Consider the following 25,000-nt stretch of genomic DNA (forward strand, 5'->3'; position numbering starts at 1 on the left):
GGGAAGTCGATGTTCTATACCGTGGAATGCTCATATAACGATCCTGATAGCGAGGATGAGTGGAATGAATTTTACAGCCAGGAAAAATTGCCAGCGTTAATATCGGTTATCGGATTCAGTACGTCTCAGCGTTTCCGTGCCGCCAAAGCCGGTAAGCCTGTTTACCTCGCCATTCATACCGTTAAAAATGCGGATGTTCTTAGCAGTGATGATTATCGGCTGAAAGGGGGTGGGAATTTCTCTCGTTGGCAGGCATATATCACTGACTGGTATCGAAATCTATATGAATGTGAAGGTCTGGCTCCGGCCGTATCCCCAGATGAAATCCTGCTATTGTGCGCTCAACCGATAAGCTCTGTAGCGACAGCCCCTAGGTACCGGGCTCTGGAAATGCACGCGGTAGGACTGGATAAATTCCCGGAACGTCGCATTGCATACATTCTGCCACGTGAAAATGCAGCATCGTTTGCGGATGTACCCGGGGTCTATCTCTACGACCCCCTTACATCGCAGTTGCAAAATTCTGTTAAGGGCTATCAAAGAGCGAAGCTATAAAATCATGCCTAATCTGACTTTTTATATTTCTGAAGATCAATCGGACAGGTTTGCGGACCTTCCCAGTTTTACTCATAACTGTAGCGCTCTCTGCTGTGGCATTCTCGGTGCAGAACCCGAAAAAGTTCATATCATATATGTCGATATAAAACCTGGATGCGGGCATTTGGTATACGCCGAACTTTTTTATCGTATGACAACACTGCGTACGCCAGAAGTGATGAAGAACTTTATGTATGAATTGGATCTCGCCACTCAGCAGGCTTCGGGGCTAATAGCCCGTATTCGCTGTTTTGGTTCTACTTCATCACAACTATACGCCCGCAACTAACCTTGAGGTATTTATGAACAATCAGATCTTCCCATCCCGTCAGATAGGGGATTTTCAGGTAACGGCTCTGAGTGATGGCGATATGTCTGCCAGCCTAGATTTACTATCCGGCATTGAAGCAACTGATGCAGAGGATATTCAGTACACGGCTGGGATTACGGAGCCAGGTAATATCCATATCACCTGTTATCTCATTCGTGGTCAGGGGAGAACGATTCTGATCGATGCCGGTGCTGGGGGACTGAACAACGTGGGCGGGCAGCTCAAAGCAAATCTCGCAGCCCTCGGGATCAGCGCTAACGAAGTAGATACAGTCTTATTAACACACTGCCACCCAGATCACATCGGAGGCCTATTGGATGCTGAAAAACGGCCAGCCTTTAAGCATGCTGAACTTCTTCTTCATTCTCTCGAAGCGGAATACTGGTGGGATGATGAAAAACTTAAAATAGCGAGTGAACGTGGACAACGTAATATCAGGCTGGCCCGTCAAACGTTAGATACTTATGCACAGAAGATCCGTTTTTTTAGCAATAGCGAGATAGCAAAGGGCATCGTCCCAGTGTGGCTACCGGGTCATACACCTGGGCATACAGGGTTTCGTATTGATTCGGGCGGTCAAAGCTTATTAATTGGCGGGGACATCTTCCATTATCCGCATATTCAGTCGGCACAACCGACTGTTTCCGTTTTGTTTGACGTCGATCCTGCTCAAGCCGAAGAAACACGGAGAAAATTTTTGGAACAGGTAGTCAGAGAAAAACTGCTTATTGGAAGTATGCACTTAGGCCGTGCTGGCTTTGCTCTCGTTCTCAGGGGGAATAATAGATATCATATTTCCTACCCTCAGAAATGAATGGTAATGCCTAGCTTACTCACCCATTGATGGGTCAACGCAAAGTTATCAAAGTCTACTTATGGCACAAAGCGAACCTAAATATTAGCGACTATCCACCAACAATAATCATAAAAAACTAAGGAATGCCTAATTGGAACCTGAAGATAGAACTACCGTCTAACCCTCCCACCTACCACGGGTTTTTGATAGCCCTAAAATTAAATAATAACAAAACGGGAGCACTAGGCTCCCGTTGCTATGTTTAGACATGACTCGATTACATGCGTTTAATATTAGTTTCTGCTACTCAACGAGCTGTGGGCCAAACCTGCTTAAGCGGTTACGGCCTTGCCACTCTTACTCCCCCTCAGATACAATCTTATGCAACAAGCATCTCAATAAGCTCATGAAATGACTGCCACATATTATCTAAAAAACTGTTTCTGGGGTTTATTTGGCCCCGGTTTTCTTGCTTACAATATTCTGAACGACTTACAAGATGGATTGATCTTTCCTGCATACATACCCTATATGCCGTATGTTGCTATCTATTTAGCAATAGGCGCAGTTATTTATCCTTTTTCTTTCTTTGTTTTAGAGCAGTTAGCAATGAAAATAATGAAAAAAGAAACGTGGCGATATTATTTTACTTTTGATGGCCCATCACGGGGACTTTTTATTTTTTCATATATGCTTTGTGCGTTGTTATCAATACCATTGTTCATGCTTTATCCAGTTATAAATAAAAAACGTTAATATCACACTAGACTCAAAAGCGATAAAGATTAAGAGCGACAGAACTTTCGGCGGTCTGCTGGTGATTTTTGGCGTGAGCCAGCCGGACGCGTTAAGGCCGGCATGGCCGCAACATAATAGTCAAGACATAAGGTAAGGATTAAAGATGGAAATAAGCTGGAAGGCATTGCGGGGCAACAGCCTCAGCGCACGGCAGTTGCATGATATTCTGGCGCTGCGCATCGCGGTTTTTGTCGTGGAGCAGGCCTGCCCTTTTCAGGATATTGACGGGCAGGATCTGCCTGAAAGTACCCTCCACATTGTTGGCTACAGCAACGAAAAGCTTGTCGCCTACGCGAGGGTGCTGCATGTGGATGACTCACCGGATGCGGCCAAAATCACGCGGGTAATTGTTGATGACACATTCAGGGGGCAGAGGCTGGGCTTCAGGTTGATGGAAAAAACAATGTCCCTTATCCACGATAATGAGCCAGACAAGGCGATAAAGCTCTCGGCGCAGTCTCACCTCGTCAGATTCTATGTGGGATTCGGGTTTAAAACGGTGTCCGATGAATACCTGGATGACGGCATCCCCCATCAGGATATGGTGTATGCGGACGCCTGAGTCTTACCGCGCCTGACGGCTTGGCGTCGCCTGCGGGCGTTGTTGCTGGCAACAACTCGTCTGAATTACCCACGAAGCCATGGGGTTATTGTAAGCCCAGTGAGCAACCCTTCAGGGCTAAGCAGGCGAGTCACTGCTTGCCCCCAAGGCTCCATGCGGTTAGCCACCAACAAGCGATAACCCTTTTCGCTCAAGATACGGGTAGCTGAATCGAGATCCTGTACCTCATATTCAATCCATCCCTGCGGTATTGGGTATTCGGTTGGCCACTGGTCAGCACCAAAACATGAATTTGCGGCCTGTGATAACGGCCAGACGGCAAAATGCTTAACGCCCTTCAGCATACACTCTTCCGACAGCAGGTAATCGCTGTTACCTTCCATTGGTTTAAGCGGTAGACCGAGTACCTGCACATAAAATTCGGAGCTGGATTCAGTATTCTGCGAGATTGGGCCAAACCCTGCTACAAACAAAACTTCAATTCCCTGTAAATTCTGCAACATGCCGGCTTCCCTAATTGTCTGAAATTGAATTCTAAATTTATACTACGACTCACTAAACCGCCACGTCTAATATTGACATCTCGGTGCCATATGAGCGGAATCCATTGCATCTACGCCTCGCTCATAAGAGATTTAGCAAGACACGGCACCAGCATATATGAGTACTCCAATACGAACTAAGCGGCAGTGAGCATTAAATATAAAAGATTGTAGCGGGAATAACTTCAATTCATTCCAAAGCAATAATATTAAATTTCCCACTCAGTAACGGTTTGCATAATATTTTGTATCCGTCCCTATCGAAGCAATCTGCCGTAGTGTTGATTGATTTGGCCTCTTGCAAGCTTCCGACTGTCCCTAAGTAAAACCAGTTATTAATAATATGATACTGAGTGAGAGTCTCGCTGCTTTCCTCAACAGCAACTTTGCCATCATATGGCCAGCACTGCACACGCATGCTCTCCATCGCTTGCACCAAACGCAGCTGATGCCCTTCGAGCGATTCCTTACCGCAGCAAGCGCCGGCACACCGTTTAAGAACATAACGAAAGCAAGAACGTCCTTGAACCAAACGCTCCAAACCTAATACGCCATAACAGAGTCTTTGCTGATCAGCTACCGCTCTTAATGCATCTAATGCTGACGATTTATTGGGAAATAAACCGAATAATTGGTCTTCGTGCCAAAAGCCACGATCTCCAGCATAAACAACCTCAACGCCGCTATGCTTTAGCGATAGCGAGCAAAGCTGCTTAGCATGTCTCAGCCTTTTATTGAACAATGGTTTTTGTGCCTTTATCAACTGAGCTTCTATCAGCAGAGCCCCTAGCTCACCCGCCATTTCTATATGTTCAATATGGGTGGTTAAATGAAGCAGTTTTGCTTCATTCTTATTCCTAAAGTGCGACATAACCCTAGAGCGAATATTGACACTTTTACCGATATAAAGCGGCATTGTCTTACTTGTACCATGAAAAATATATACCCCTGGTCGCGAAGGGAGGGCCGCGAGTTCGTTCTTCAGATGCTCTGGATATTTATACATATCCTCATCTAATATTGACACTTATTGCCTCCTTTCAGCCAGAGATGGGCTCGCTCAAGAGTGGCCTTTAGAGAAAGTTGTTAACAGACGCCTAATTAGTACTGCGGATGCCTAATTCATAGACTAGACATGGTACATCGTAATGTCTTTCTATTGCCTTGTAAGTCATGCCTAGCTTTCAGCGACCTACTCCCCATAACGCAACATCGCGCGATAAAAGCTATGGCGGCTACAGGCACACAGCGGACAAAGAGCAAGTTCATAAGGTCTACTATGAGCAGACATTGAATAAAGTCCTATTGAGGTGATATAAATTGTTTCGAGTCAGTACAACTTAGCCGAAACTGACAACAAAACGGGAGCACTAGGCTCCCGTTGGCATATTCAGACGTTAACTGATTACATGTGCTTAATAATCGCGTCACCAAACTCTGAACATTTCAGCAGCTTAGCGCCTTCTAACTGACGTTCGAAGTCATAGGTCACGGTCTTGGCAGCGATTGCGCCTTCCATACCTTTAACAATTAAATCAGCCGCTTCGAACCATTCCATGTGACGCAGCATCATTTCAGCGGACAAGATAATAGAACCAGGGTTTACTTTATCCTGACCCGCATACTTAGGTGCGGTGCCATGAGTCGCTTCAAACAGAGCGCATTCATCACCGATGTTAGCGCCCGGTGCAATACCGATACCACCAACCTGTGCAGCCAGCGCATCAGAAATGTAGTCACCGTTCAGGTTCATACAGGCGATAACGTCATATTCAGCAGGACGCAGCAGGATCTGTTGCAGGAACGCATCCGCGATCACATCTTTAACGATGATGTCTTTGCCGGTTTTAGGGTTCTTGATTTTAACCCATGGGCCACCGTCAATCAGTTCGCCGCCGAATTCTTCACGCGCCAACTGGTATCCCCAGTCTTTAAATGCGCCTTCGGTGAACTTCATAATGTTGCCTTTGTGAACCAGCGTCAGAGAGTCACGGTCGTTGGTGATCGCGTACTCAATCGCCGCGCGAACCAAACGCTTAGTGCCCTCTTCCGAGCAAGGCTTGATACCGATGCCGCAATGTTCAGGGAAGCGAATTTTCTTCACGCCCATTTCATCACGCAGGAATTTGATCACTTTATCAGCTTCAGCGCTGTCTGCTTTCCATTCGATACCGGCATAGATGTCTTCTGAGTTTTCACGGAAGATCACCATATCAGTAAGTTCTGGTTGTTTCACCGGGCTTGGCGTGCCCTGATAGTAACGGACTGGACGCAGGCAAACGTAGAGGTCGAGCTGCTGGCGCAGTGCAACGTTAAGAGAACGAATACCGCCGCCAACCGGGGTGGTTAGTGGGCCTTTGATAGCCACGCGGTAGTCACGAATAAGGTCCAGCGTCTCTTCAGGCAGCCATACGTCTTTACCGTAGACCTGAGTCGATTTTTCGCCGGTGTAGATTTCCATCCAAGAAATTTTGCGTTCGCCTTTGTAGGCTTTGTTAACGGCTGCATCAACGACTTTGATCATCGCAGGAGTCACGTCAACACCGATACCGTCACCTTCAATGAACGGAATCACCGGGTTATGCGGAACAACCAGTTTCCCCTGAGCATCAACCGTAATTTTCTTACCTTCAGCCGGAACAACAACTTTGCTTTCCATTAACCTCTCCTTCAGCGCACGTACTTATAAAATACCGTTTATAAATATTACTACCCATTAACCTGGGTCATTCGTTTTTGTACAGTAACTGCTTGATTTCGCAAAGGCATGAATTTTTAAAAATGCAGCCTTTTGTTAATGCATTGTAAGATACCTGTCAATATTACTTGAAATATTGTCCGTCGCCAATCGGAATACGATTTCAGTTATAATGTTGTGACCATCTGCTATCATAATCACTATGTCAAAATTCCCTGTTAAAAATCACAACGTTAACCGATTCAGCTCGCGTCCTAATGCGGCTGTGAAGCGTCCACGTGGGCCACGAAAAGTGGTCATATTCAACAAACCTTTCGACGTTTTGCCTCAGTTCACCGATGAAGCAGGACGCTCTACATTAAAAGATTTCATCCCGTTGACCGATGTTTACGCGGCTGGCCGTCTCGATCGGGACAGCGAAGGCCTGCTGGTGCTAACCAACGACGGCAAACTTCAGGCTCAGTTGACTCAGCCTGGGCAAAAAACAGGTAAGGTCTACTATGTTCAGGTTGAAGGTGCACCAGACGAAGCCGCTCTGGAGCAATTCCGCCGTGGCCTTGAGCTAAAAGATGGTATGACACTCCCTGCTGGGATTGAAATCGTTGCGGAACCAGAATGGCTCTGGCCGCGCAATCCGCCGATCCGTGAACGTAAATCCATCCCTACCACATGGATGAAAGTAACGCTTTATGAAGGCCGTAACCGGCAGGTACGCCGAATGACAGCGCATATTGGTTTCCCCACCCTGCGCCTGATCCGCTACAGCATGGGAGATATTACGTTGCAAGATCTCGCCCTCGGCGCTTGGCAAGAAATCCAATATCCATAGCCAGAAAGCATGGCCAAATAACGAAATGGTTAATCAGTCATGAATAGCTAACTCATAGAAGAAGGAAATCTGATGCTAAAACCTCATGTGACCGTTGCCTGCGTCGTGCAGTCTCAGGATCGTTTTTTGATCGTAGAAGAAACCGTACACGGAAAACCAACGTGGAATCAGCCTGCGGGTCATTTGGAGGCCGACGAAACCCTGCTAGAAGCTGCGGTGCGTGAGCTATGGGAAGAGACGGGCATACACGCCCAACCTCAGCACCTCTTGCAGATGTATCAGTGGGTTGCACCAGACAATACGCCTTTCTTGCGTTTTACCTTCTCGATTGATTTACCCGAACAGCCGGAAACGCAGCCGCACGATGACGACATCGATCGTTGTCTGTGGCTCACCGCCGATGAAATTATCCACAGTGACCGCCTGCGGTCGCCGCTGGTACGCGAGAGTATCCTGCGCTATCAACGCCCTGAGCGGTATCCGCTGGAAATTCTCGCCACCTTCGGTGAGCTAAAAAGAAGCTAATTAAGCTATAAGCCCCGCATCGGCGGGGTTTTTCTTGTCCTCTCGACACAGCGTGCTTGCGATCACACTTTTTACCTTTGATATTCTTATTCGTCACAATTGACGTTTTTTTAACTCATAAAAATGACGACCCCCGCTCAAATCACCTTATTTAATTCTCCCTAAAAACGTTACCTATTCTTTTTATTAGAGAAATTTTCCAGGCTCCTCTTTGGCACAGATCGTGCTCATGCATTGAGCATGCTAGTCACCGTTGTGATCTGAACCAGAGGACCGAACATGAATCGCTTTGTGATTGCAGAACCTTTGCGATGCATTGGCTGTAATACTTGTCTGGCGGCCTGCGCCCAGACGCACAAGGAACAGGGTTTACAACAGCACCCTCGCCTTGCGATGACGCGTACTGGCGACCAAACGGCGCCCATCCTGTGCAGACAGTGTGAGGACGCGCCGTGTAAAAGGGTATGCCCTGTTAACGCCATCAGCCAAGGCACCGACGCCATTGAGCTAAACGAAAGCCTGTGCATCGGCTGCAAACTATGTGGTCTGGTCTGTCCTTTCGGAGCGATTACGCCTTTCGGCAGTCACCCTCTCGATCTTCCTGACCAATTTCAATATCACGTCAGCGCGGCTGAACTGGCCGATGTGCCCGTCAGTTCGCCGACGATGGAGCCGTTTCTAGCGTGGAATGCAGGCGTACGCAGCATTGCCGTCAAATGTGATCTGTGTGCTTTCTCATCGTCTGGCCCCGCCTGTATCCAAGTTTGCCCTACTGATGCGCTGCACTTGGTCGATGAAAAACTGATCGCACAGCAGCTGTTGCAACGCCGCTTGGAGGCCTCTTCTGAGTTAGCGTCTGACCTTCTGGCGCTCGCCATCCCACCGCAGGAGCACCTCTAATATGGATTCTCTTCACTTGTTGTTCTGGTCTGTTGGTCTCTACGTGATAGGCGCCGTGCTCTCGCTACTCTTCGCAAAGCAAGAGCGTATCGCGATTTGGGCCACCGGCATCAGCGCTATTCTTGGCGGGATTATCGGACTGTGCAGCGCGTTTCCCGTATTGATACAGACCGCAACGCTCACATTTTCTGCCGCAGGCCCCTTCCCTTTTGCCGAGTTCGTGGTGCGCATGGACCCATTGGCGGCGTTTATGGTGCTGGTCATTTCGTTGCTGGTCACCCTGTGCGGGCTCTATTCGCTTTCTTATGTCGAGGAGTATCGCGGGCGCGGCGCGTGGAGCATGGGGTTCTTCATGAACCTGTTCATCGCCTCCATGGTGGCGCTGGTCGTGATGGACAATGCTTTTTACTTCATCATTCTGTTCGAGATGATGTCGCTCGCTTCGTGGTTTTTGGTTATCGCCGATCAGGACGACGAATCTATTCATGCGGGTCTGCTCTACTTCTTTATTGCCCACGCAGGTTCCGTGCTCATCATGATTGCGTTCTTCTTGATGTGGCAGCAAAGCGGCAGCCTCAATTTTGCCTCCTTCCGCAGCCTCTCTCTTTCTCCTGGGCTGGCCTCGGCCGTTTTTCTGCTGGGCTTTTTTGGCTTTGGTGCCAAGGCAGGGATGCTGCCGTTACATAGCTGGCTGCCTCGTGCTCATCCTGCGGCACCTTCTCACGCATCGGCGTTAATGTCTGGCGTCATGGTCAAAATCGGCATTTTCGGCATCATCAAGATCGGTATCGACCTTTTGGGTGCCACCGAACTGTGGTGGGGGATCGTGGTGCTAGGATTTGGCGCCGTATCTTCCGTGTTAGGCGTGCTGTATGCGCTTGCCGAGCACGATATCAAACGGCTCCTCGCCTGGCATACGGTTGAGAATATCGGCATTATTTTAATGGGCGTCGGCGTTGGCATGGTTGGAATGGCCACTCAGCATCCGGTTCTCGCCGCGCTAGGCTTGCTCGGTGCGCTCTATCACCTGTTGAATCACGCCGTATTTAAAGGGCTGTTGTTCCTCGGCGCGGGCGCGGTTATTTATCGTGTGCATACCCGCGACATGGAAAAAATGGGCGGCCTCGGCAAGCTTATGCCTTGGACAGGACTCGCGTTCCTCATCGGTTGTATGTCCATTTCGGCACTCCCCCCGCTCAACGGCTTCATCAGTGAGTGGTACACCTATCAATCGCTGTTCTCAATGAGTCATTCCGGTGATTTCATCATGCGGCTAAGTGCGCCAATTGCCATTGTGATGCTAGCCATCACCGGCGCACTCGCAGCGATGTGCTTCGTTAAAGTGTACGGCATTAGCTTTTGCGGTGGTGCGCGCAGCGAGCGGGCCGCTCAGGCTCGTGAAGTGCCTTGGCCGATGACGCTATCCATGTTGCTTTTAGCGTTACTGTGCATATTGCTTGGCGCAGGTGCCAGCGTCGTTGCGCCCATCATCTCTAGCGTAGCCACAACGCTCGTCAACACTCACCCCATCACCGTATCTGAAGGATTGCTATTGGTTCCCGCGCAAGCATCCCAAGCGATGCTTTCCCCGGCGGTTATGTTCATCTTATTACTCGCCTTACCGCTGCTGCCGCTGCTGGTTTATCTGGCATTGCGCGGAAAACAGCAGAAATTTCGCCGCCATGGCGATCCTTGGGCCTGCGGCTACGGCTGGGAAGACGCCATGTCCGCCTCCGCGGGCAGTTTTACGCAACCACTGCGCGTGATGTTTATGTCGCTTTATCGACTGCGTAAACAGCTTGATCCATCCCCACTTTTAGCGCGCGCGTTGGATAGCACCACACGCGGAGCCGCGCGAGCAGAACCGTTTTGGGATGAAGGCATCATTTATCCACTGGTGCGTGGCGTGCGCCGTTTTGGTTCACGCGTTCAAAATTTGCAGGGTGGCGATTTCAGGCTGTATTGCCTCTATATCGTGGCCGCATTGGTGATCCTACTTTTGATTATTGCGGTGTGAGGAGAAAATCATGTTGATGCAAGAAACGCCCTCGCTGGCAATGGGGATCTTCGCGCTAGTGCAAGCGATTATCCTATTAGCCATGACTCCGCTGATGACCGGTATCTCACGTCAAATCCGCGCCAGAATGCAATCTCGGCGCGGGCCGGGGATTTGGCAGGATTATCGCGACCTTAGCAAACTGTTTAAGCGCCAAGAAGTCGGCCCAGCACAATCCGGTATTATCTTCCGCCTAATGCCCTACGTTTTGCTCGGCAGCATGCTGCTGGTGGCGATGTCTCTTCCCGTCTTCACACAGACTGCGCCCTTCGGCGGCGCGGGTGACTTAATCGCTCTGCTGTATCTTTTCGCGCTATTCCGCTTTTTCTTCTCGCTTTCCGGTTTGGATACCGGCAGCACTTTCGCCGGTATTGGTGCCAGCCGTGAACTCACCTTAGGGATCTTAGTTGAGCCAACGTTGATTCTGGCTCTGTTAGTCGTAGCGCTTATCGCGGGATCGACCAACATTGGCACTATTAGCGCCACCTTAACTCAAGGATGGAGCTCACCAACGGCAACATTTTTGGCGCTGCTGGCCTGTGGATTTACCGCTTTTATCGAAATGGGAAAAATTCCCTTCGACGTCGCCGAAGCCGAACAAGAATTGCAGGAGGGGCCGCTGACCGAGTATTCAGGCTCGGGACTAGCCTTAGTGAAGTGGGGGATCGGGCTTAAGCAGGTCGTGGTCGCAGAACTGTTTTTGGCGGTGTTTATTCCCTTTGGCAAGGCCGCCACGCTCAGCGCCTCGGCGCTCTTCTTCGCACTGATCCTCATGCTGATCAAACTTCTGGTGGTATTCGTGCTGGCCTCACTGGTGGAAAACAGTTTGGCTCGCGGTCGCTTCCTGATGACTCATCGTGTGACATGGCTTGGCTTTGGCATCGCAGCGCTAGCCTTCGTGTTCTACCTAACCGGTCTATAAGGAGCTACCACCATGATGGAAAATATCGCTCTAACGACCCTTTTGCTACCGTTTATCGGCGCACTTATCACCGCCTGCGCGCCCAAACGTTATGCTAAATGGCTATGTACATTCTTCGCCCTAATCCCAACCTTAGGCACGCTGGCTCTAGGTTGGCAATATTGGCTGCACGATAAAGCCGATGTCACCTATACCCTGCTCAGCTACGGCACGGTCGAGCTGTTTGGTTTTACCATTGACCGAATCAGCACGCTTATCGTTTTTGCTGTCGTGTTTCTTGGCTTCTTGGTCAGCCTTTATTCCACCGGCTATCTCACCGTTGGTAATAAAGAGCATCCGCATGAGGGGAGCAATCGCTATTACGCATTTCTGCTGATCTTCATAGGTGCCATGGTTGGGCTGGTTCTTTCATCCACCATTCTGGGGCAACTGCTGTTTTTCGAAATCACGGGCGGCTGTTCCTGGGCATTGATTGGCTATTACCAAACGCCAAAATCTCAGCGTTCCGCCATGAAAGCGCTGCTTATCACTCATGTGGCCTCGATTGGTCTGTATCTCGCTGCCGCCACGCTGTTCCTTAATACCGGCACGTTTGCCCTCAGCGCTCTCGCCAATTTGCACGGCAGCGCCAGCTATATCGTGTTCGGCGGTATCTTGTTTGCCGCATGGGGGAAATCGGCCCAGCTACCGCTACAGGCGTGGTTACCTGATGCCATGGAAGCGCCAACGCCTATCAGTGCCTATTTACATGCGGCATCAATGGTTAAAGTCGGTGTTTATATCTTTGCACGTGCCATCCTTTCTGCCGGAGAAGTGCCGCATATTATCGGCTGGATAGGCATCGTCATGGCCACCATCACGCTGATTTATGGCTTCCTGATGTATCTGCCGCAAAAGGATATGAAACGCCTGTTAGCGTGGTCGACCATCACTCAGCTTTCTTATATTTTCCTCGCCCTCTCGCTATCGATATTCGGCTCTAAGCTGGCCTTTGAAGGCGGTGTGGCTTACATCTTCAACCACGCTTTTGCCAAGAGCCTGTTCTTCTTGATTGCCGGAGCACTCAGCTACAGCTGCGGCACCCGAATGCTGCCGCGTTTGAAGGGCGTGCTGAAAAAAATGCCGCTGCTAGGCATCGGATTCTGCGTGGCCGCCTTAGCCATTACCGGCGTCCCCCCGTTTAACGGCTTCTTTAGCAAATTCCCTATTTTCGCCGCAGGTTTTGCGCTTTCACATGAGTTTTGGGTCATGACGCCATTAATGGTGTTGGTACTCATCGAGTCTGTCGCCAGCTTTGCATGGTTTATTTACTGGTTCGGTCGCGTCATTCCCGGCACGCCGAGCGAAGAGGTCGCCCAAGCGGCACCGGTTCCTCTGGCCATGCGTATCGTGCTGGTGGTGCTGATCGCGATGTCGGTGTTCTCAAGTTTTATCGCCGTTGCCTGGCTTGGATAAGGGAGTCAACTATGACCGGATCATTAATCGTTAATAACCTAGCAGGGCTGATGATGCTCACATCGCTGCTGGTCATTGGAGCCAAACGCCCTACCGCTTCCTGCTGGCTCTATGCTTTGCAGTCGCTGGTTCTGGTGCTGATATTCTTCACGTTATCGCAAACCCTTGAGGCTCATCAGTTAGCCCTTTGGGCCATCAGCGCTTTCATCACCAAAGTGGTGATGGTGCCGCTCATTATGGGCTATGCCTTCCGCAAACTGTCAGACCCCTGCGCCAATGGCAGCATTATCAGTATGTCGATGCTGATGCTGTCTGCTGCCGTTATCGTTGTGCTGTGTTGGTTCGTGGTGGCACCGGTTCAACTCCCGTTACTGGCAACGCTAAAACCCGCGCTGGCGGTCTCTCTTGGGCACTTCCTATTGGGGCTGCTGTGTATCGTGACCCAACGCAATATTTTAAAACAGGTATTTGGCTACTGCCTGATGGAAAACGGCTCTCACCTCACTCTCGCACTGCTGGCATTCCGTGCACCAGAGTTAGTTGAAATCGGTATTGCCACCGATGCCATTTTTGCCGTGATCGTGATGGCGGTGCTAGCGCGCAAAATTTATCGCACGCTCAACACGCTGGACGTTGAACAACTCACGGCGCTGAAGGGGTAACGCGATGAATCAAGAATCGATTTTATTTCTCCTACTGGCGACGCCGTTAATTGCCTCGTTGTTAACCTTTGCCAGCCGCCTGCTGGGTGATTCAGCCCGCATCGTGGTCACGGCGCTACACAGCATTGGCATTCTCGCGCTGTTAATCGTCGCCCTGTGGGTGGTCGCGATGACCGCCGAACACGGCGAACTCTTATCGGCTAACCACTGGCTGCATATCGACAGTCTCAGCGCCCTATTCTTGGCAATTCTGGGCGTGATTGGCTTTTTAACCGGGCTTTACTCGATTGGCTACATGCGCCATGAAGTCGACGAAGGAGAAATTTCCGTCCCGACGCTGTGCAATTACTATGGTTTCTTCCACCTGTTTCTCTTCACCATGCTACTGGTGGTCACCAGCAACAACCTCATCTTAATGTGGGCCGCCATTGAAGCCACTACCTTAAGTTCAGCGTTTCTGGTGGGAATTTACGGCCAGCGATCGTCGCTGGAAGCCGCATGGAAATACATCATCATTTGTACCGTCGGCGTCGCCTTCGGCCTGTTTGGCACCATTTTGGTTTATGCCAATGCGGCCAGCTTTATGCCCGATGCCAACAACGCTATTTTCTGGACGGAAGTCCTTAAGCATGCGAGCGAACTAGACCCAACGCTGATGCATTTAGCCTTTGTATTTATCCTGATTGGCTTCGGAACCAAAACCGGGCTATTTCCTATGCATGCGTGGTTACCGGATGCCCATAGCGAAGCGCCCAGCCCCACCAGCGCCCTGCTTTCTGCGGTGCTGCTAAACTGCGCGCTGCTCGTTATCATCCGTTACTACATCATTATCAGCGCCGCTATCGGACCCGTTTTCCCAAGCCGATTACTGATCGTATTTGGTTTGCTGTCTGTGGCTGTTGCTGCGTTCTTTATTCTGGTTCAGCGCGACATCAAGCGCCTACTGGCCTACTCCAGCGTCGAAAACATGGGGCTGATTGCGGTCGCTATCGGCATCGGTGGCCCGCTAGGGGTGCTGGCGGCCTTGCTGCACACGCTTAATCACAGCCTCGCCAAAACCCTGCTGTTCTGCGGTTCTGGCAACGTGTTATTGAAATACGGCACGCGCGATCTACACGCGGTGAAAGGCATGCTCAAAATCATGCCGTTCAGTGCCGTACTCTTCGCGGGAGGCGCATTAGCGCTCGGAGGTATGCCTCCATTTAACGTCTTTATCAGTGAGTTTATGACCGTTGTTGCCGGTTTGGCGGCGGGGCATGTTTGGCTCACCGTGTTTATCTTGCTGCTGCTGACCATCGTACTCGGTGGCTTAGTTCGCATGGTGGCGTGCATTCTGTTTGGCGACGCCCCCGAAGCCGTCAGCAAAGGCGAGCTGGGGCTGTTCACCACCTTACCGATGGTGATCCTGATCGTGCTGATGCTGGTCATGGGGACACACATTCCCCAACCGGTAACGCGTCTACTGGAAAACGCCGCCACCATCGTCATGAATCCATCATCAACGCAGACCCCGACCTTCAACTGGCCGTGGGTCGCAGCACAACATGTGCCGTCCGCGCAATGCGCATCAACATCCTGCATGGAGAAGTAATGTGAGCTACCTAAATGTGGTGAATAGCAATCAACAGGGTGAAAAGCGCGGTGCGGGTTATTTAAAAAAACTGCGCGAAAAATTTCCCAACAGCGTACTGGACGAAGAGTGGCAAACCGCCGATCAGCTCACCGTTACGGTGAAAACCAACGAACTGCCAGAGATTGTGGAATATCTGTACTATCAGCTCGGCGGCTGGCTGCCGGTGTTATTTGGCAACGATGAACGTTCCCTAAATGGTTATTTTGCGGTTTATTACGTGCTGTCGATGGAGGAAGGCGAGAAGTGTTGGGTCACGGTGAAAGCCTTGGTCAGCGCGACCACGCTGGAATTCCCTTCGGTCACCCCTCGTGTTCCGGCTGCGGTATGGGGTGAGCGTGAAATCCGCGATATGTACGGTTTGATACCGGTGGGTTTGCCCGATGAGCGGCGCTTAGTGCTACCTGATGACTGGCCTGACGGCATGTATCCGTTGCGCAAAGATGCGATGGATTATCGCCAACGCCCAATGCCGACCACCGATGCCGAAACCTATGAATTCATCAATGAACTCGGCGGCAAAGATAACCGTATTGTGCCGATTGGCCCGATGCACATTACCTCGGATGAACCTGGACATTTCCGCTTGTTTGTCGACGGCGAGCAGATTATCGATGCTGACTATCGGCTTTTCTACGTGCACCGCGGGATGGAAAAGCTGGCTGAAACCCGCATGGGTTACAACGAAGTCACCTTCCTCTCAGATCGGGTATGTGGAATTTGTGGCTTCACCCACAGCGTGGCCTACACGACCTCGGTCGAAAATGCGCTCGGTATCGTGGTTCCGCCTCGAGCCCATACCATTCGCAGTATTTTATTAGAAGTCGAACGTCTGCACAGCCACCTACTTAACCTCGGCCTATCGAGCCACTTTGTCGGCTTTGATACCGGATTCATGCAGTTTTTCCGCGTACGTGAAAAATCCATGATGATGGCTGAGTTGCTCACCGGTGCACGCAAAACCTACGGTTTAAATCTCATTGGCGGCATTCGTCGTGACATTCTCAAAGCCCAGCAGATGAAAACCCTGCAATTAGTGCACGAGATGCGCGATGACGTCACTCAGCTAGTCGATATGCTGATGAATACGCCGAACATTGAGCAACGCACGCAGGGCGTGGGCATTTTAGATCGTAAAATCGCGCGGGATTTCAGCCCCGTTGGGCCACTGATCCGCGGCAGCGGTTTCAAGCGAGACATGCGTTTCGACCACCCGTATGCCGATTACGGCAACCTACCTAAAACGTTATTTACCTTCGACGGCGGCGATGTGTTCTCGCGCGTGATGGTGCGCGTGAAGGAGGTTTTCGATTCTTTAGCCATGATCGAATACGGTTTAGACAACCTGCCCGAAGGCAATCTGCTGGTCGAAGGCTTTACCTATCAACCACATAAATTTGCTTTAGGGTATGCCGAGGCACCACGCGGTGAAGACGTGCATTGGAGCATGCTGGGTGACAACCAAAAATTGTTCCGCTGGCGCTGTCGCGCAGCAACCTACGCCAACTGGCCGGTGTTACGCTACATGCTGCGCGGAAACACCATTTCCGATGCGCCGCTTATCATTGGCAGCCTTGACCCCTGCTACTCCTGTACCGATCGGGTAACCCTAGTTGACGTGCGTAAGAAAAAATCCAAAACCGTCTCCTATCGGGAAATTGAACGCTATAGCGTTGAACGTAACCATTCACCGCTGAAATGAGGGGTAAACAATGCTGAAACTGTTTAAGACCATCCTCAAAGCCGGTGAGCCAACGGTGAAATATCCGTTCAAGCCGCTGGACGTTTGTCCCGGCTTTCGTGGCAAACCGGAATACGATCCCGAACAATGCATCGCCTGTGGAGCCTGCACCGTCGCCTGCCCTGCTAACGCATTAACGATGGAAACGCATCTCCAGAGCGGCGAGCGCATTTGGCAATTGTTTATTGGTCGCTGTATTTTCTGTGGACGGTGTGAAGAAGTATGCCCAACGCGAGCGATTGTGCTATCACCTGAGTTTGAAATGGCGGTCACCCGCAAGCCCGATTTATACGTAAAGGCAACGTTTCAACTCCAGAGCTGCCGCAGCTGTCATCGTCCTTTTACGCCGGTGAAATCGGTGGAATATGCCATGGCGCTGCTGATCCAGTCTGGCGTCGATGCCGCCAGCGTTGAGGAAATGCGCCCCAAGTTTGAAACCTGCCCTCGCTGCCGACGTAGAGATGACCTAAGCCATCATGAGCATCAGAACCTGAGCTATCACGTTGGGGAGAAAAATCAATGAGCCACACACCGAGTCAGATAGGTCACACAGCCAGTAAACCCATTCAATTGGATGAGTCGGCAACGGCGCTCAAACAAACTCTGCTCAGGGATATTAAACGTTCAGCCTATGTCTATCGCGTCGACTGCGGCGGCTGCAACGGATGCGAAATAGAAATATTCGCCGCGATCACCCCCCTGTTTGACGCCGAGCGTTTTGGTATCAAAGTGGTTCCTTCACCGCGCCATGCCGACATTCTTCTGTTTACCGGCGCCGTCACGCGGGCGATGCGCGTTCCGGCATTACGTGCTTATGAAGCAGCGCCCGATCCTAAAATCTGTATTTCTTACGGCGCCTGCGGCTGCGGTGGAGGCATTTTCCACGATCTGTATTGCGTATGGGGCGGCAGCGATACGATTGTTCCGATTGATGTTTGGATCCCCGGTTGCCCGCCAACACCTGCCGCAACAATTTACGGTTTTGCCGTCGCACTCGGCCTGCTCGATCAAAAACTTAAAGGCGTTAACCACCAGCAGCAAGCGAATGAGAAAGCCTCGTTATTGCTGCCACAAACGCTGCCTGAACTCAGAATCCTTGTCGAGCGTGAGGCACGGCGTTTGGCAGGTTATCGGCAAGGACGCGAGATCAGCGATCATTTCCTCGGGCTACTACAAAATGGCGATGCCAACACCGTGGCAGGCAATATTGCACAATGGTTACAAAGTGCTGACGATCCACGTCTAAACGAAATCGTGCATCGGCTACAAAGCCTGCTGGCAACGGGAGGTCGGTAATGACTGGCGAGGAAAAACCAAATAAGAACAATGTGGTCTTTTGGTCACTGCGGCAAAAATTTCTTGATAGCGGCGATGTTCCCGAACAGGCACAGCAGGTGATGTATTACTCCTTGGCGATTGGTCATCACGTGGGCGTGATTGACTGTCTGAATACCGAGCTGACCTGCTCTTTAGAAGCTTACCAGAACTGGATTTCACTCTTACCTGAGGGTGAAGCATTGCGTAAAATGCGTGGTTTACTCACTTTTGGCGAGATAACGATTGATATTACGCACACTCAAATGCTCGCCAACGCGTTTGCGCCGCTATGTGAGTCAGCAGCGGCACCTTTTGCCGAATGGAGTTCAACCTTAATCCGTTTGTTAACCGAAATAGTTAACGAACCCGCCATCTATCTGATGGTAAAAAAGACACCGTCCAATATCTAATTGCCTCACGACAAAATGAAGAAGAAGCACAGCAATGTGCTTCCCAAACTTATACTTCTCGGGCAGAAATGCCTAAACGCTGCATCCGCGAGAGCAACGTGGTGCGTTTGATGCCCAGTTTAACCGCCGCACCGCGTGGCCCCGCCACAATGCCGTTAGTTTCACGCAGCACCTGAACAATACGCTCTCTTTCTTCTTCATCATTTTCTGGTGCTTTGGTTTGCAGGATCTGCGCCATTTTAGAGATTTTGTCTGCCACATGGCTTTTGGTTGCAGGGATGCGCAAATCATTAAGCTGCAAATTAAGCGGCCCGCGACGGGTCAAAATCACCGCCCTTTCAATTACGTTTTCCAGCTCACGCACGTTGCCTGGCCAAGGATATCGGCTCAAATGTTCCAAGGCTTCGGCGGGAATACTGTCAATATCACGATTCATGCGGCGAGCCAGTTTTTGAGTGAAAAATTTAGCCAATAAGGGAATGTCGTCTGGCCTTTCACGCAACGGAGGCAACAAGATCGGAAACACATTTAGCCGGTAATAAAGATCGCCACGAAACTCACGTTCAGCTGCCATATGTTGCAAATCACGGTTGGTCGCTGCAATCACACGTACGTTAACAGGAATTACGCGATTTCCCCCTAAACGCTCAATCTCCCGCTCTTGTAAAACTCGCAGCAGTTTAGGTTGCAGTTCAAGCGGCATATCGCCGATCTCATCTAAAAATAACGTTCCGCCCTCGGCCATTTCGAAGCGCCCAAGATGGGTATTGGTAGCACCGGTAAATGCCCCTTTATCATGGCCAAACAAATCGCTCTCCAGCAGACTGGAAGGCACCGCCGCACAGTTCATTTTTATCATGGGGTTATTATGTCTGGCGCTAAGCTTATGAATGGCGCGAGCCACCATCTCTTTGCCGGTTCCCGTTTCCCCCAAAATTAATACGGTGCTATCGCTTTCAGCGACCATTTCCATTTGCTCAACCACATCACTCATCGCTTGGCTTTGGTAAATAATATCGCTGAACCCGTCGCTATTTTGGATCTGTTCATTGAGCCAGATATTTTCATGCGCCAGACTATCTTTACTGCGGGTGATCTGCCCATAAGCGTCGGCGTTTTCCACCGCAATGCCGATACGGGCCGCGATCTGAGCCAAAAGCTGGCAGCTATCGCGGGTAAAAATAGCGGGATCGGGATGTGCTAAAATCAGAACGCCAAGAGGCTTGTGGTTAAACGATAACGGCAGAAAAAAAGCCGCCTGCATGCCTTTTTGAGCCAATGTCTGAAGCAACGGATCTTGTCTCCAATCGGCTAAATGCTTATGGGTTTGCACCAGAATAGACTGATTTTCATGCAGTGAACGCGCCACCATGCTGCCATCCAGCTCAAGAGAAAATTGACGGCAGGTAACAGATTGATGAGGCAAATAGTCACTGGCGTATACCACCAAACTTTGCTGCTTACCGGCGTCGCGTAACGCCATGCCAATCGATGCAATGCCAAAAAAACGATGGATCTCTTTCGATACTTCTGCCACCAGCGCATCTGTTTCAAGATGCGATAGCACAGAATTGGTGGTATCCACCAAAATCTGACACTGATCGCGTTCATGGCTTAAATTCACGCACTCTTCCCGCAGGCGTTCTTGCTCCAGTAGGCCTTCAATAACCGGGGTGACTAACCGCGCGAGCCAGGAAAAAAGCACTTTATCGTCGGCGGTAAACAGCCCTCCGTCATTACGCACAAATCTGAGCTCAACCAACGTACTGCCCGCAAGCTTGACCACGTGCAAATTGGTGTCGCTCACACTCCCCGAAAAAGCCGTTGCCGAGCGCTCAACGCTACCATCGTCAAAACAGCGATAATAAACACCGTCGTTGAGATGAAGTTCGATAAATTGCACAGGGCTAAAGGGGGGCGGTAGAGGGATAAATGCTTTGAGTGCAGAAATGCTGTCGGTTTGGCCAAGCAACTGCTGCGTAACCAGAGAGACAACCTCCTGCCACGGTAAATTTTGCGGAGTAACAACGCTAGTAAGAATACTCGTTTCGCTCGGCTTCATAATATCGCAACGTTATCATTCTGATTATTGAACCCCCAGTGTAATACGTTTTTAAATTAATATAACAAGTGACACATTATTCTTTGATCAGAACAGGATATTTTTTATTGTCTATCATCCGCATATATCCGCGTCATCTTTAATAATCAATTTTTGTGATCTCGATAGTTATTCCACATTCGCCATAAAGTTTTTTGGTACGCAACGTGCATGTTTTAACGTGAATATAGAATCACACTTTCAATTCGTTCCTTTTTTATATCAGATGATATGACAGGAGTTAGCTATGAGCACAGGCAATCCATTTGATTTACGCTTGCCGGATGAAATGGCAAAAGTCGCTGAACAAGCAGGATTATATAAAGCAACGAAAAAGAAAGAGCTCTCATTCTTTCTCGCATTAACCGCTGGCGTATTTATTTCCCTCGCCTTTGTCTTCTACATCACCGTGACAATGGGCCCTGCGCCCGCAACAGGAGTCACCAAGCTGGCGGGCGGGTTATGCTTTGCCTTAGGACTGATTCTGGTTGTCGTTTGTGGTGCCGATCTCTTTACTTCTTCGGTGCTTACCGTGATGGCTAAGGCCAGTGGTCTCATCAACTGGCGTCAATTAATAACCAACTGGATCATTGTGTACATCGGAAATTTTGTCGGCGCTATGCTGCTGGTTGCGCTTATCTGGTTCGCAGGTCAAGCGATGAATAGCAACGCCCAGTGGGGGCTCAACGTTTTACAGACCGCCGATCACAAAATGCATCATACGTTTATTGAAGCGGTATGCCTCGGCATATTGTGCAACCTAATGGTTTGCCTTGCCGTATGGCTCAGTTACTCTGGGCGTACTTTGGTCGACAAAATTGCCGCCCTCTTATTACCTATCGGCATGTTCGTCGCCAGCGGTTTTGAGCACAGCATTGCCAATATGTTTCTTATCCCACTGGCGATCGTTATTCGCAATTTTTCACCCGATATATTCTGGCAAACACTGAATACCACACCGGATCGGTTTTCTGCTCTGACCGTAAATAATTTTATTACTGACAATCTTATCCCCGTTACTATTGGTAATATTATCGGCGGTGGCGTATTAGTGGGCATTACCTATTGGATGATTTACTTACGGCATCCTAAAAATGAACGGTAATATCATCGTCATTAATGACGATATGAATCACTCATTATCATAATGGCGCACTGCCATTGTGATAGACATGAAAAAAAAGTTACGCGTAATATCTGAACCGATGAGTTTTATTTGAATTCGTCAGATTTGACGATTTAAAAATATCATTTTTAACTGCCAATATACCAAGATAAATAGGCACATTTTATATGCCAAAGAAGCAGGTTAATCTTATTCAACATGACATGATAGAGGACCTTTCGGTCTGTTTTATCGCGTATTTTGAACGTTACGGCAAACCGAAAAAAACCTGCTTCTTGACACATTTACAAACGTTATATCAGATGCACACTGGCGTAAACCTTCCCATAAGCGGAGAGCATTCTCATCATCTTGAAAGATTACTCAGCCAAGCAACAAAAGCATGGCATATCTACCGCTACCACACTTTTGACCGACCCACGAACAGAAATCAAAACCATCTACAAGCGGGACGCGTATTTCGCGTGAATAACTGGAGCGTTCGCGACCTTTATCAGTGGTCGAAGAAGAATAGCTTTGACCTCTTTAATCATCTCAAGATGCGGGGGGCGAAAAAGCTGCAGTGTGTTTACCTCTACGATGAAGAACAGCCCTATTACATTCGTTGGCGCTCTGCCGCCGCAGGCATTCATCCCTATGACATTATTGATTTTTCCTGGCGGGAGATTTCCACCTATCGGCTGATTCTCTCTGAATCATTGATCGTACACAACCGCTGCACTGGCACCGAAAATGGCATCTGCGTTCATGGAAATAGCTACCGTTCCATTCGCGATGCCTATGAAAGTTTGATGCCAAATAAATCTTACGGTGCCATTTGTCGTTTACTGCGTCATGGGGCGACTCCAGATGAAGCATTTGATGATGGCGAGTGGGATCGAAAGAAAAGCTAAAATATTTTCATTTTTCTGCATCCAATCCGCCTGCCCGTCCGTATATGAGTATGTGAGGCACAGAGCCTGACTTTTCCCCTACTCATAAGGAACGCATCATGAATATGTTTACCCGTACCTTACTTTGCTCATCTCTGCTGGTGTGTGGCGCTTCTGCATTTGCACAAAACATGTCTGAAGCCTCCATGATGTCTGGTGGTACTACCATGGTCGGTGGTGCAACAATGTATCCACAAAAAAATATCGTCGAAAACGCAGTGAACTCTAAAGATCACACCACCTTGGTTGCGGCAGTCAAAGCCGCCGGTTTAGTCGATACCCTGCAGGGGAAAGGCCCTTACACCGTCTTTGCGCCAACCAATGAAGCATTTGCCGCGCTCCCCGCAGGTACAGTAGATACCCTGTTAAAGCCGGAAAACAAAGCCAAACTGGTGTCTGTACTCACATATCATGTGGTTCCCGGTTCTCTGGATATGAAAGCACTGGAGAAAAAAATCCATCAAGGTAATGGCAAAGCCATGCTTAAAACGGTGAACGGGCAAGATATCTGGCTATTACAAAACGGCCCGCACAATATTCAGATTAAAGATGCGAACGGCGGCGTCGCTAATATCAGCACGTATGATGTTCATCAGAAAAATGGCGTCATCGATGTCATTGACAAGGTGCTCCTTCCTAAATAAAGCCGTCTATACTTGCTGCAGGTGATTTCTGTAGATTATTCCTGCACAAGGTAGAACGATGAATAACGGCGATATTGAGCCTCTAACACGATTAATCCAAGAGGCTGCTCGGGGAAACCGAGCGGCCTTTGAAGATCTTTATCGCCAGACGTCGCCGAGGCTTTATTCGGTTGCCGTGCAAATATTGCGTAATCCGGTATGGGCGCAGGATATTCTGCAAGAGAGTTTTATTACCATTTGGCACAAAGCGGCTACCTATCAGCCAGGGCTTAGCAGCCCGCAAACTTGGTTGACCCATATCGTGCGCAATCGTGCCATCGATGGTTTACGTAGCGGTAGCGCACGCTATGAAATACCGACCGATGACGAATTTGACACGGAGATGGGTGACAACGGCATTAATGACGATCCGCTACAGCACATCCAAGATAACGTGCAAAATTTACGGCTTAAAGAGTGCTTAGCGGGGCTGCCTTCCGATCAGCAGCAAACCGTGGTACTGGCTTATTATCAAGGGCTGTCACATGGCGAAGTTTCTGCCTTTCTCCACCAGCCACTGGGGACCATAAAAAGCTGGATACGCCGTGGACTAGAACAACTTAAAGGATGCTTAGGCTTATGATCCCTCGCACTGAACATCTCGAACAACTGGCTGGCGAATACGTGCTGGGCACGTTACGCGGTTTGCCTCGAGCACGGTTCGAGCGTTGGCTAGAACAAACGCCTGAGCTGCAAGTTCACGTACTACGTTGGCAAAATGGCCTCGCACCGCTTGACGATCTCTATCAGCCAATTCAGCCTCCGGCTCACGTTTGGCAAAATATTGTACGCCAGCTAGACAGCGAACATGACAACGTCACAAGCATCAAATCGCATTGGATTAAACGCCATGGTTGGATAGGCGTAGCTGCACTAGCGGCGGCCTGCTTGTTATTAGTCTTGCTCCCAAGAACATTGGTGAAACCTTTTGCCCCGCCGTCTGAAGTCGCGGTCCTTGCCACACAAGACAATAATATGCGCTGGCAGGTTAGCTTAAATCCAGACAGCCATGCGTTAACACTAACACCTCCACGTGGGTTGAATATTCCTAGCGATCGGAGCTTAGAACTGTGGGCAATACCAAAAGGTGGCAAGCCTATTTCACTCGGTATTATCAGCAATACCGCATTGAGTGCCGTTTCTGCATTAGGCAAACCGATTATTAATGGCAGCCTATTGGCCATAAGCCTTGAGCCGCGTGGCGGTTCCCCAACCGGACAGCCAACAGGTAAGGTTCTGTTTACAGGCAGTATTCAACTGTAAAATAGGCATTGTTCTCGATATGCCCATCGCTTCAGCCTGCGCCGCTAGACCAGTCGTCTAGAAAATACGGCGCAGTGCTTTTTCCACGCCCTGCTTTCGTGCTAAAATCCGCCCCTTAAATTTG

26 protein-coding genes are annotated in these 25,000 nt (G+C 49.7%); 22 read left to right on the plus strand and 4 right to left on the minus strand.

The genetic code is table 11. The annotated features are described in order from the left end of the window. Positions 1-9: 9 nt before the first annotated feature. From U0008_RS12065 to U0008_RS12085, 5 genes are all read left to right on the plus strand, one after another. Positions 10-555 (plus strand): hypothetical protein, encoded by a 546-nt coding sequence (locus U0008_RS12065; protein WP_043493541.1) that lies wholly within the window; start codon positions 10-12, stop codon positions 553-555. 4 nt (positions 556-559) lie between these two features. Beyond that, positions 560-886 carry a hypothetical protein gene (locus tag U0008_RS12070; RefSeq protein WP_072008171.1) on the plus strand — a complete coding sequence of 109 codons (327 nt, stop codon included), beginning with the start codon at positions 560-562 and terminating at the stop codon, positions 884-886. Between the two features lie 13 nt (positions 887-899). Further along, positions 900-1,742, plus strand: coding sequence for an MBL fold metallo-hydrolase (locus tag U0008_RS12075; protein ID WP_043493542.1), 843 nt, complete (start codon positions 900-902; stop codon positions 1,740-1,742). A gap of 393 nt (positions 1,743-2,135) precedes the next feature. Continuing rightward, entirely contained in the window at positions 2,136-2,480 is a 345-nt protein-coding gene (locus U0008_RS12080; RefSeq protein WP_043493546.1) for a colicin E1 family microcin immunity protein, read from the plus strand. Between the two features lie 145 nt (positions 2,481-2,625). Next, entirely contained in the window at positions 2,626-3,084 is a 459-nt protein-coding gene (locus U0008_RS12085; protein ID WP_043493549.1) for a GNAT family N-acetyltransferase, read from the plus strand. A 65-nt stretch (positions 3,085-3,149) separates the two neighbouring features. Here the strand turns inward: U0008_RS12085 and U0008_RS12090 are convergent, their stop codons facing one another. The 3 genes from U0008_RS12090 to icd form a co-directional block, all read right to left on the minus strand. Beyond that, a complete protein-coding gene (locus U0008_RS12090) occupies positions 3,150-3,587 on the minus strand; it encodes a VOC family protein (RefSeq protein ID WP_043493551.1) in 438 nt (145 codons plus the stop codon). A 229-nt stretch (positions 3,588-3,816) separates the two neighbouring features. After that, positions 3,817-4,632 carry an excinuclease Cho gene (gene cho / locus U0008_RS12095; RefSeq protein WP_043493854.1) on the minus strand — a complete coding sequence of 272 codons (816 nt, stop codon included), beginning with the start codon at positions 4,630-4,632 and terminating at the stop codon, positions 3,817-3,819. Between the two features lie 399 nt (positions 4,633-5,031). Beyond that, on the minus strand, positions 5,032-6,285 hold the full coding sequence (gene icd, locus U0008_RS12100) for an NADP-dependent isocitrate dehydrogenase (RefSeq protein WP_025797012.1): 1,254 nt from the start codon (positions 6,283-6,285) through the stop codon (positions 5,032-5,034). A gap of 241 nt (positions 6,286-6,526) precedes the next feature. Here icd and rluE point away from each other — a divergent pair, with 241 nt between their 5' ends. The 12 genes from rluE to U0008_RS12160 all read left to right on the plus strand — a co-directional run bounded on the left by rluE (position 6,527) and on the right by U0008_RS12160 (position 18,771). Beyond that, a complete protein-coding gene (gene rluE, locus U0008_RS12105; RefSeq protein ID WP_043493552.1) occupies positions 6,527-7,153 on the plus strand; it encodes a 23S rRNA pseudouridine(2457) synthase RluE in 627 nt (208 codons plus the stop codon). A gap of 72 nt (positions 7,154-7,225) precedes the next feature. Then, on the plus strand, positions 7,226-7,678 hold the full coding sequence (locus U0008_RS12110; RefSeq protein ID WP_025797016.1) for an NUDIX hydrolase: 453 nt from the start codon (positions 7,226-7,228) through the stop codon (positions 7,676-7,678). 279 nt (positions 7,679-7,957) lie between these two features. Beyond that, positions 7,958-8,578 (plus strand): 4Fe-4S dicluster domain-containing protein, encoded by a 621-nt coding sequence (locus U0008_RS12115; protein WP_043493556.1) that lies wholly within the window; start codon positions 7,958-7,960, stop codon positions 8,576-8,578. Position 8,579: 1 nt separating this feature from the next. Beyond that, on the plus strand, positions 8,580-10,595 hold the full coding sequence (hyfB, locus tag U0008_RS12120) for a hydrogenase 4 subunit B (protein WP_043493558.1): 2,016 nt from the start codon (positions 8,580-8,582) through the stop codon (positions 10,593-10,595). Positions 10,596-10,605: 10 nt separating this feature from the next. Then, on the plus strand, positions 10,606-11,556 hold the full coding sequence (locus U0008_RS12125) for a respiratory chain complex I subunit 1 family protein (protein ID WP_043493560.1): 951 nt from the start codon (positions 10,606-10,608) through the stop codon (positions 11,554-11,556). A 15-nt stretch (positions 11,557-11,571) separates the two neighbouring features. Then, positions 11,572-13,011, plus strand: coding sequence for a hydrogenase 4 subunit D (locus U0008_RS12130; protein WP_043493856.1), 1,440 nt, complete (start codon positions 11,572-11,574; stop codon positions 13,009-13,011). A gap of 11 nt (positions 13,012-13,022) precedes the next feature. Beyond that, positions 13,023-13,673: a hydrogenase 4 membrane subunit gene (gene hyfE, locus U0008_RS12135; RefSeq protein WP_025797022.1), complete on the plus strand. Its 651-nt coding sequence runs from the start codon at positions 13,023-13,025 to the stop codon at positions 13,671-13,673. A 4-nt stretch (positions 13,674-13,677) separates the two neighbouring features. Beyond that, complete coding sequence (locus U0008_RS12140) at positions 13,678-15,264, plus strand: hydrogenase 4 subunit F (protein ID WP_043493563.1); 1,587 nt, start codon at positions 13,678-13,680, stop codon at positions 15,262-15,264. Beyond that, complete coding sequence (locus U0008_RS12145) at positions 15,218-17,005, plus strand: hydrogenase large subunit (RefSeq protein WP_172625151.1); 1,788 nt, start codon at positions 15,218-15,220, stop codon at positions 17,003-17,005. Before U0008_RS12140 ends, U0008_RS12145 begins: the two co-directional genes overlap by 47 nt. A 10-nt stretch (positions 17,006-17,015) precedes the next feature. Then, the gene (gene hyfH / locus U0008_RS12150) at positions 17,016-17,567 is read left to right on the plus strand and encodes a hydrogenase 4 subunit H (RefSeq protein WP_025797025.1); all 552 of its coding nucleotides are present in this window, start codon (positions 17,016-17,018) and stop codon (positions 17,565-17,567) included. After that, positions 17,564-18,340 carry an NADH-quinone oxidoreductase subunit B family protein gene (locus U0008_RS12155; protein WP_043493569.1) on the plus strand — a complete coding sequence of 259 codons (777 nt, stop codon included), beginning with the start codon at positions 17,564-17,566 and terminating at the stop codon, positions 18,338-18,340. The genes hyfH and U0008_RS12155 overlap by 4 nt, the downstream gene beginning before the upstream one ends. Then, complete coding sequence (locus U0008_RS12160) at positions 18,340-18,771, plus strand: formate hydrogenlyase maturation HycH family protein (protein ID WP_043493572.1); 432 nt, start codon at positions 18,340-18,342, stop codon at positions 18,769-18,771. Before U0008_RS12155 ends, U0008_RS12160 begins: the two co-directional genes overlap by 1 nt. 49 nt (positions 18,772-18,820) lie before the next feature. Here U0008_RS12160 and U0008_RS12165 read toward each other — a convergent pair whose 3' ends face one another. Then, positions 18,821-20,833: a sigma 54-interacting transcriptional regulator gene (locus tag U0008_RS12165; protein WP_025797028.1), complete on the minus strand. Its 2,013-nt coding sequence runs from the start codon at positions 20,831-20,833 to the stop codon at positions 18,821-18,823. 286 nt (positions 20,834-21,119) lie between these two features. Here U0008_RS12165 and focA point away from each other — a divergent pair, with 286 nt between their 5' ends. The 5 genes from focA to U0008_RS12190 all read left to right on the plus strand — a co-directional run bounded on the left by focA (position 21,120) and on the right by U0008_RS12190 (position 24,876). Continuing rightward, on the plus strand, positions 21,120-21,977 hold the full coding sequence (gene focA, locus U0008_RS12170) for a formate transporter FocA (RefSeq protein WP_043493574.1): 858 nt from the start codon (positions 21,120-21,122) through the stop codon (positions 21,975-21,977). 188 nt (positions 21,978-22,165) lie between these two features. Then, a complete protein-coding gene (locus U0008_RS12175) occupies positions 22,166-22,891 on the plus strand; it encodes a hypothetical protein (RefSeq protein WP_043493576.1) in 726 nt (241 codons plus the stop codon). A gap of 98 nt (positions 22,892-22,989) precedes the next feature. After that, positions 22,990-23,574: a fasciclin domain-containing protein gene (locus tag U0008_RS12180; RefSeq protein WP_025797035.1), complete on the plus strand. Its 585-nt coding sequence runs from the start codon at positions 22,990-22,992 to the stop codon at positions 23,572-23,574. A gap of 58 nt (positions 23,575-23,632) precedes the next feature. Then, positions 23,633-24,196 (plus strand): sigma-70 family RNA polymerase sigma factor, encoded by a 564-nt coding sequence (locus tag U0008_RS12185; RefSeq protein WP_043493578.1) that lies wholly within the window; start codon positions 23,633-23,635, stop codon positions 24,194-24,196. Continuing rightward, on the plus strand, positions 24,193-24,876 hold the full coding sequence (locus tag U0008_RS12190) for an anti-sigma factor (protein ID WP_043493580.1): 684 nt from the start codon (positions 24,193-24,195) through the stop codon (positions 24,874-24,876). The genes U0008_RS12185 and U0008_RS12190 overlap by 4 nt, the downstream gene beginning before the upstream one ends. Positions 24,877-25,000 lie beyond the last annotated feature (124 nt).

Origin of the sequence: Hafnia alvei (assembly GCF_034424155.1) — a bacterium.
Lineage (GTDB): Bacteria > Pseudomonadota > Gammaproteobacteria > Enterobacterales > Enterobacteriaceae > Hafnia > Hafnia alvei.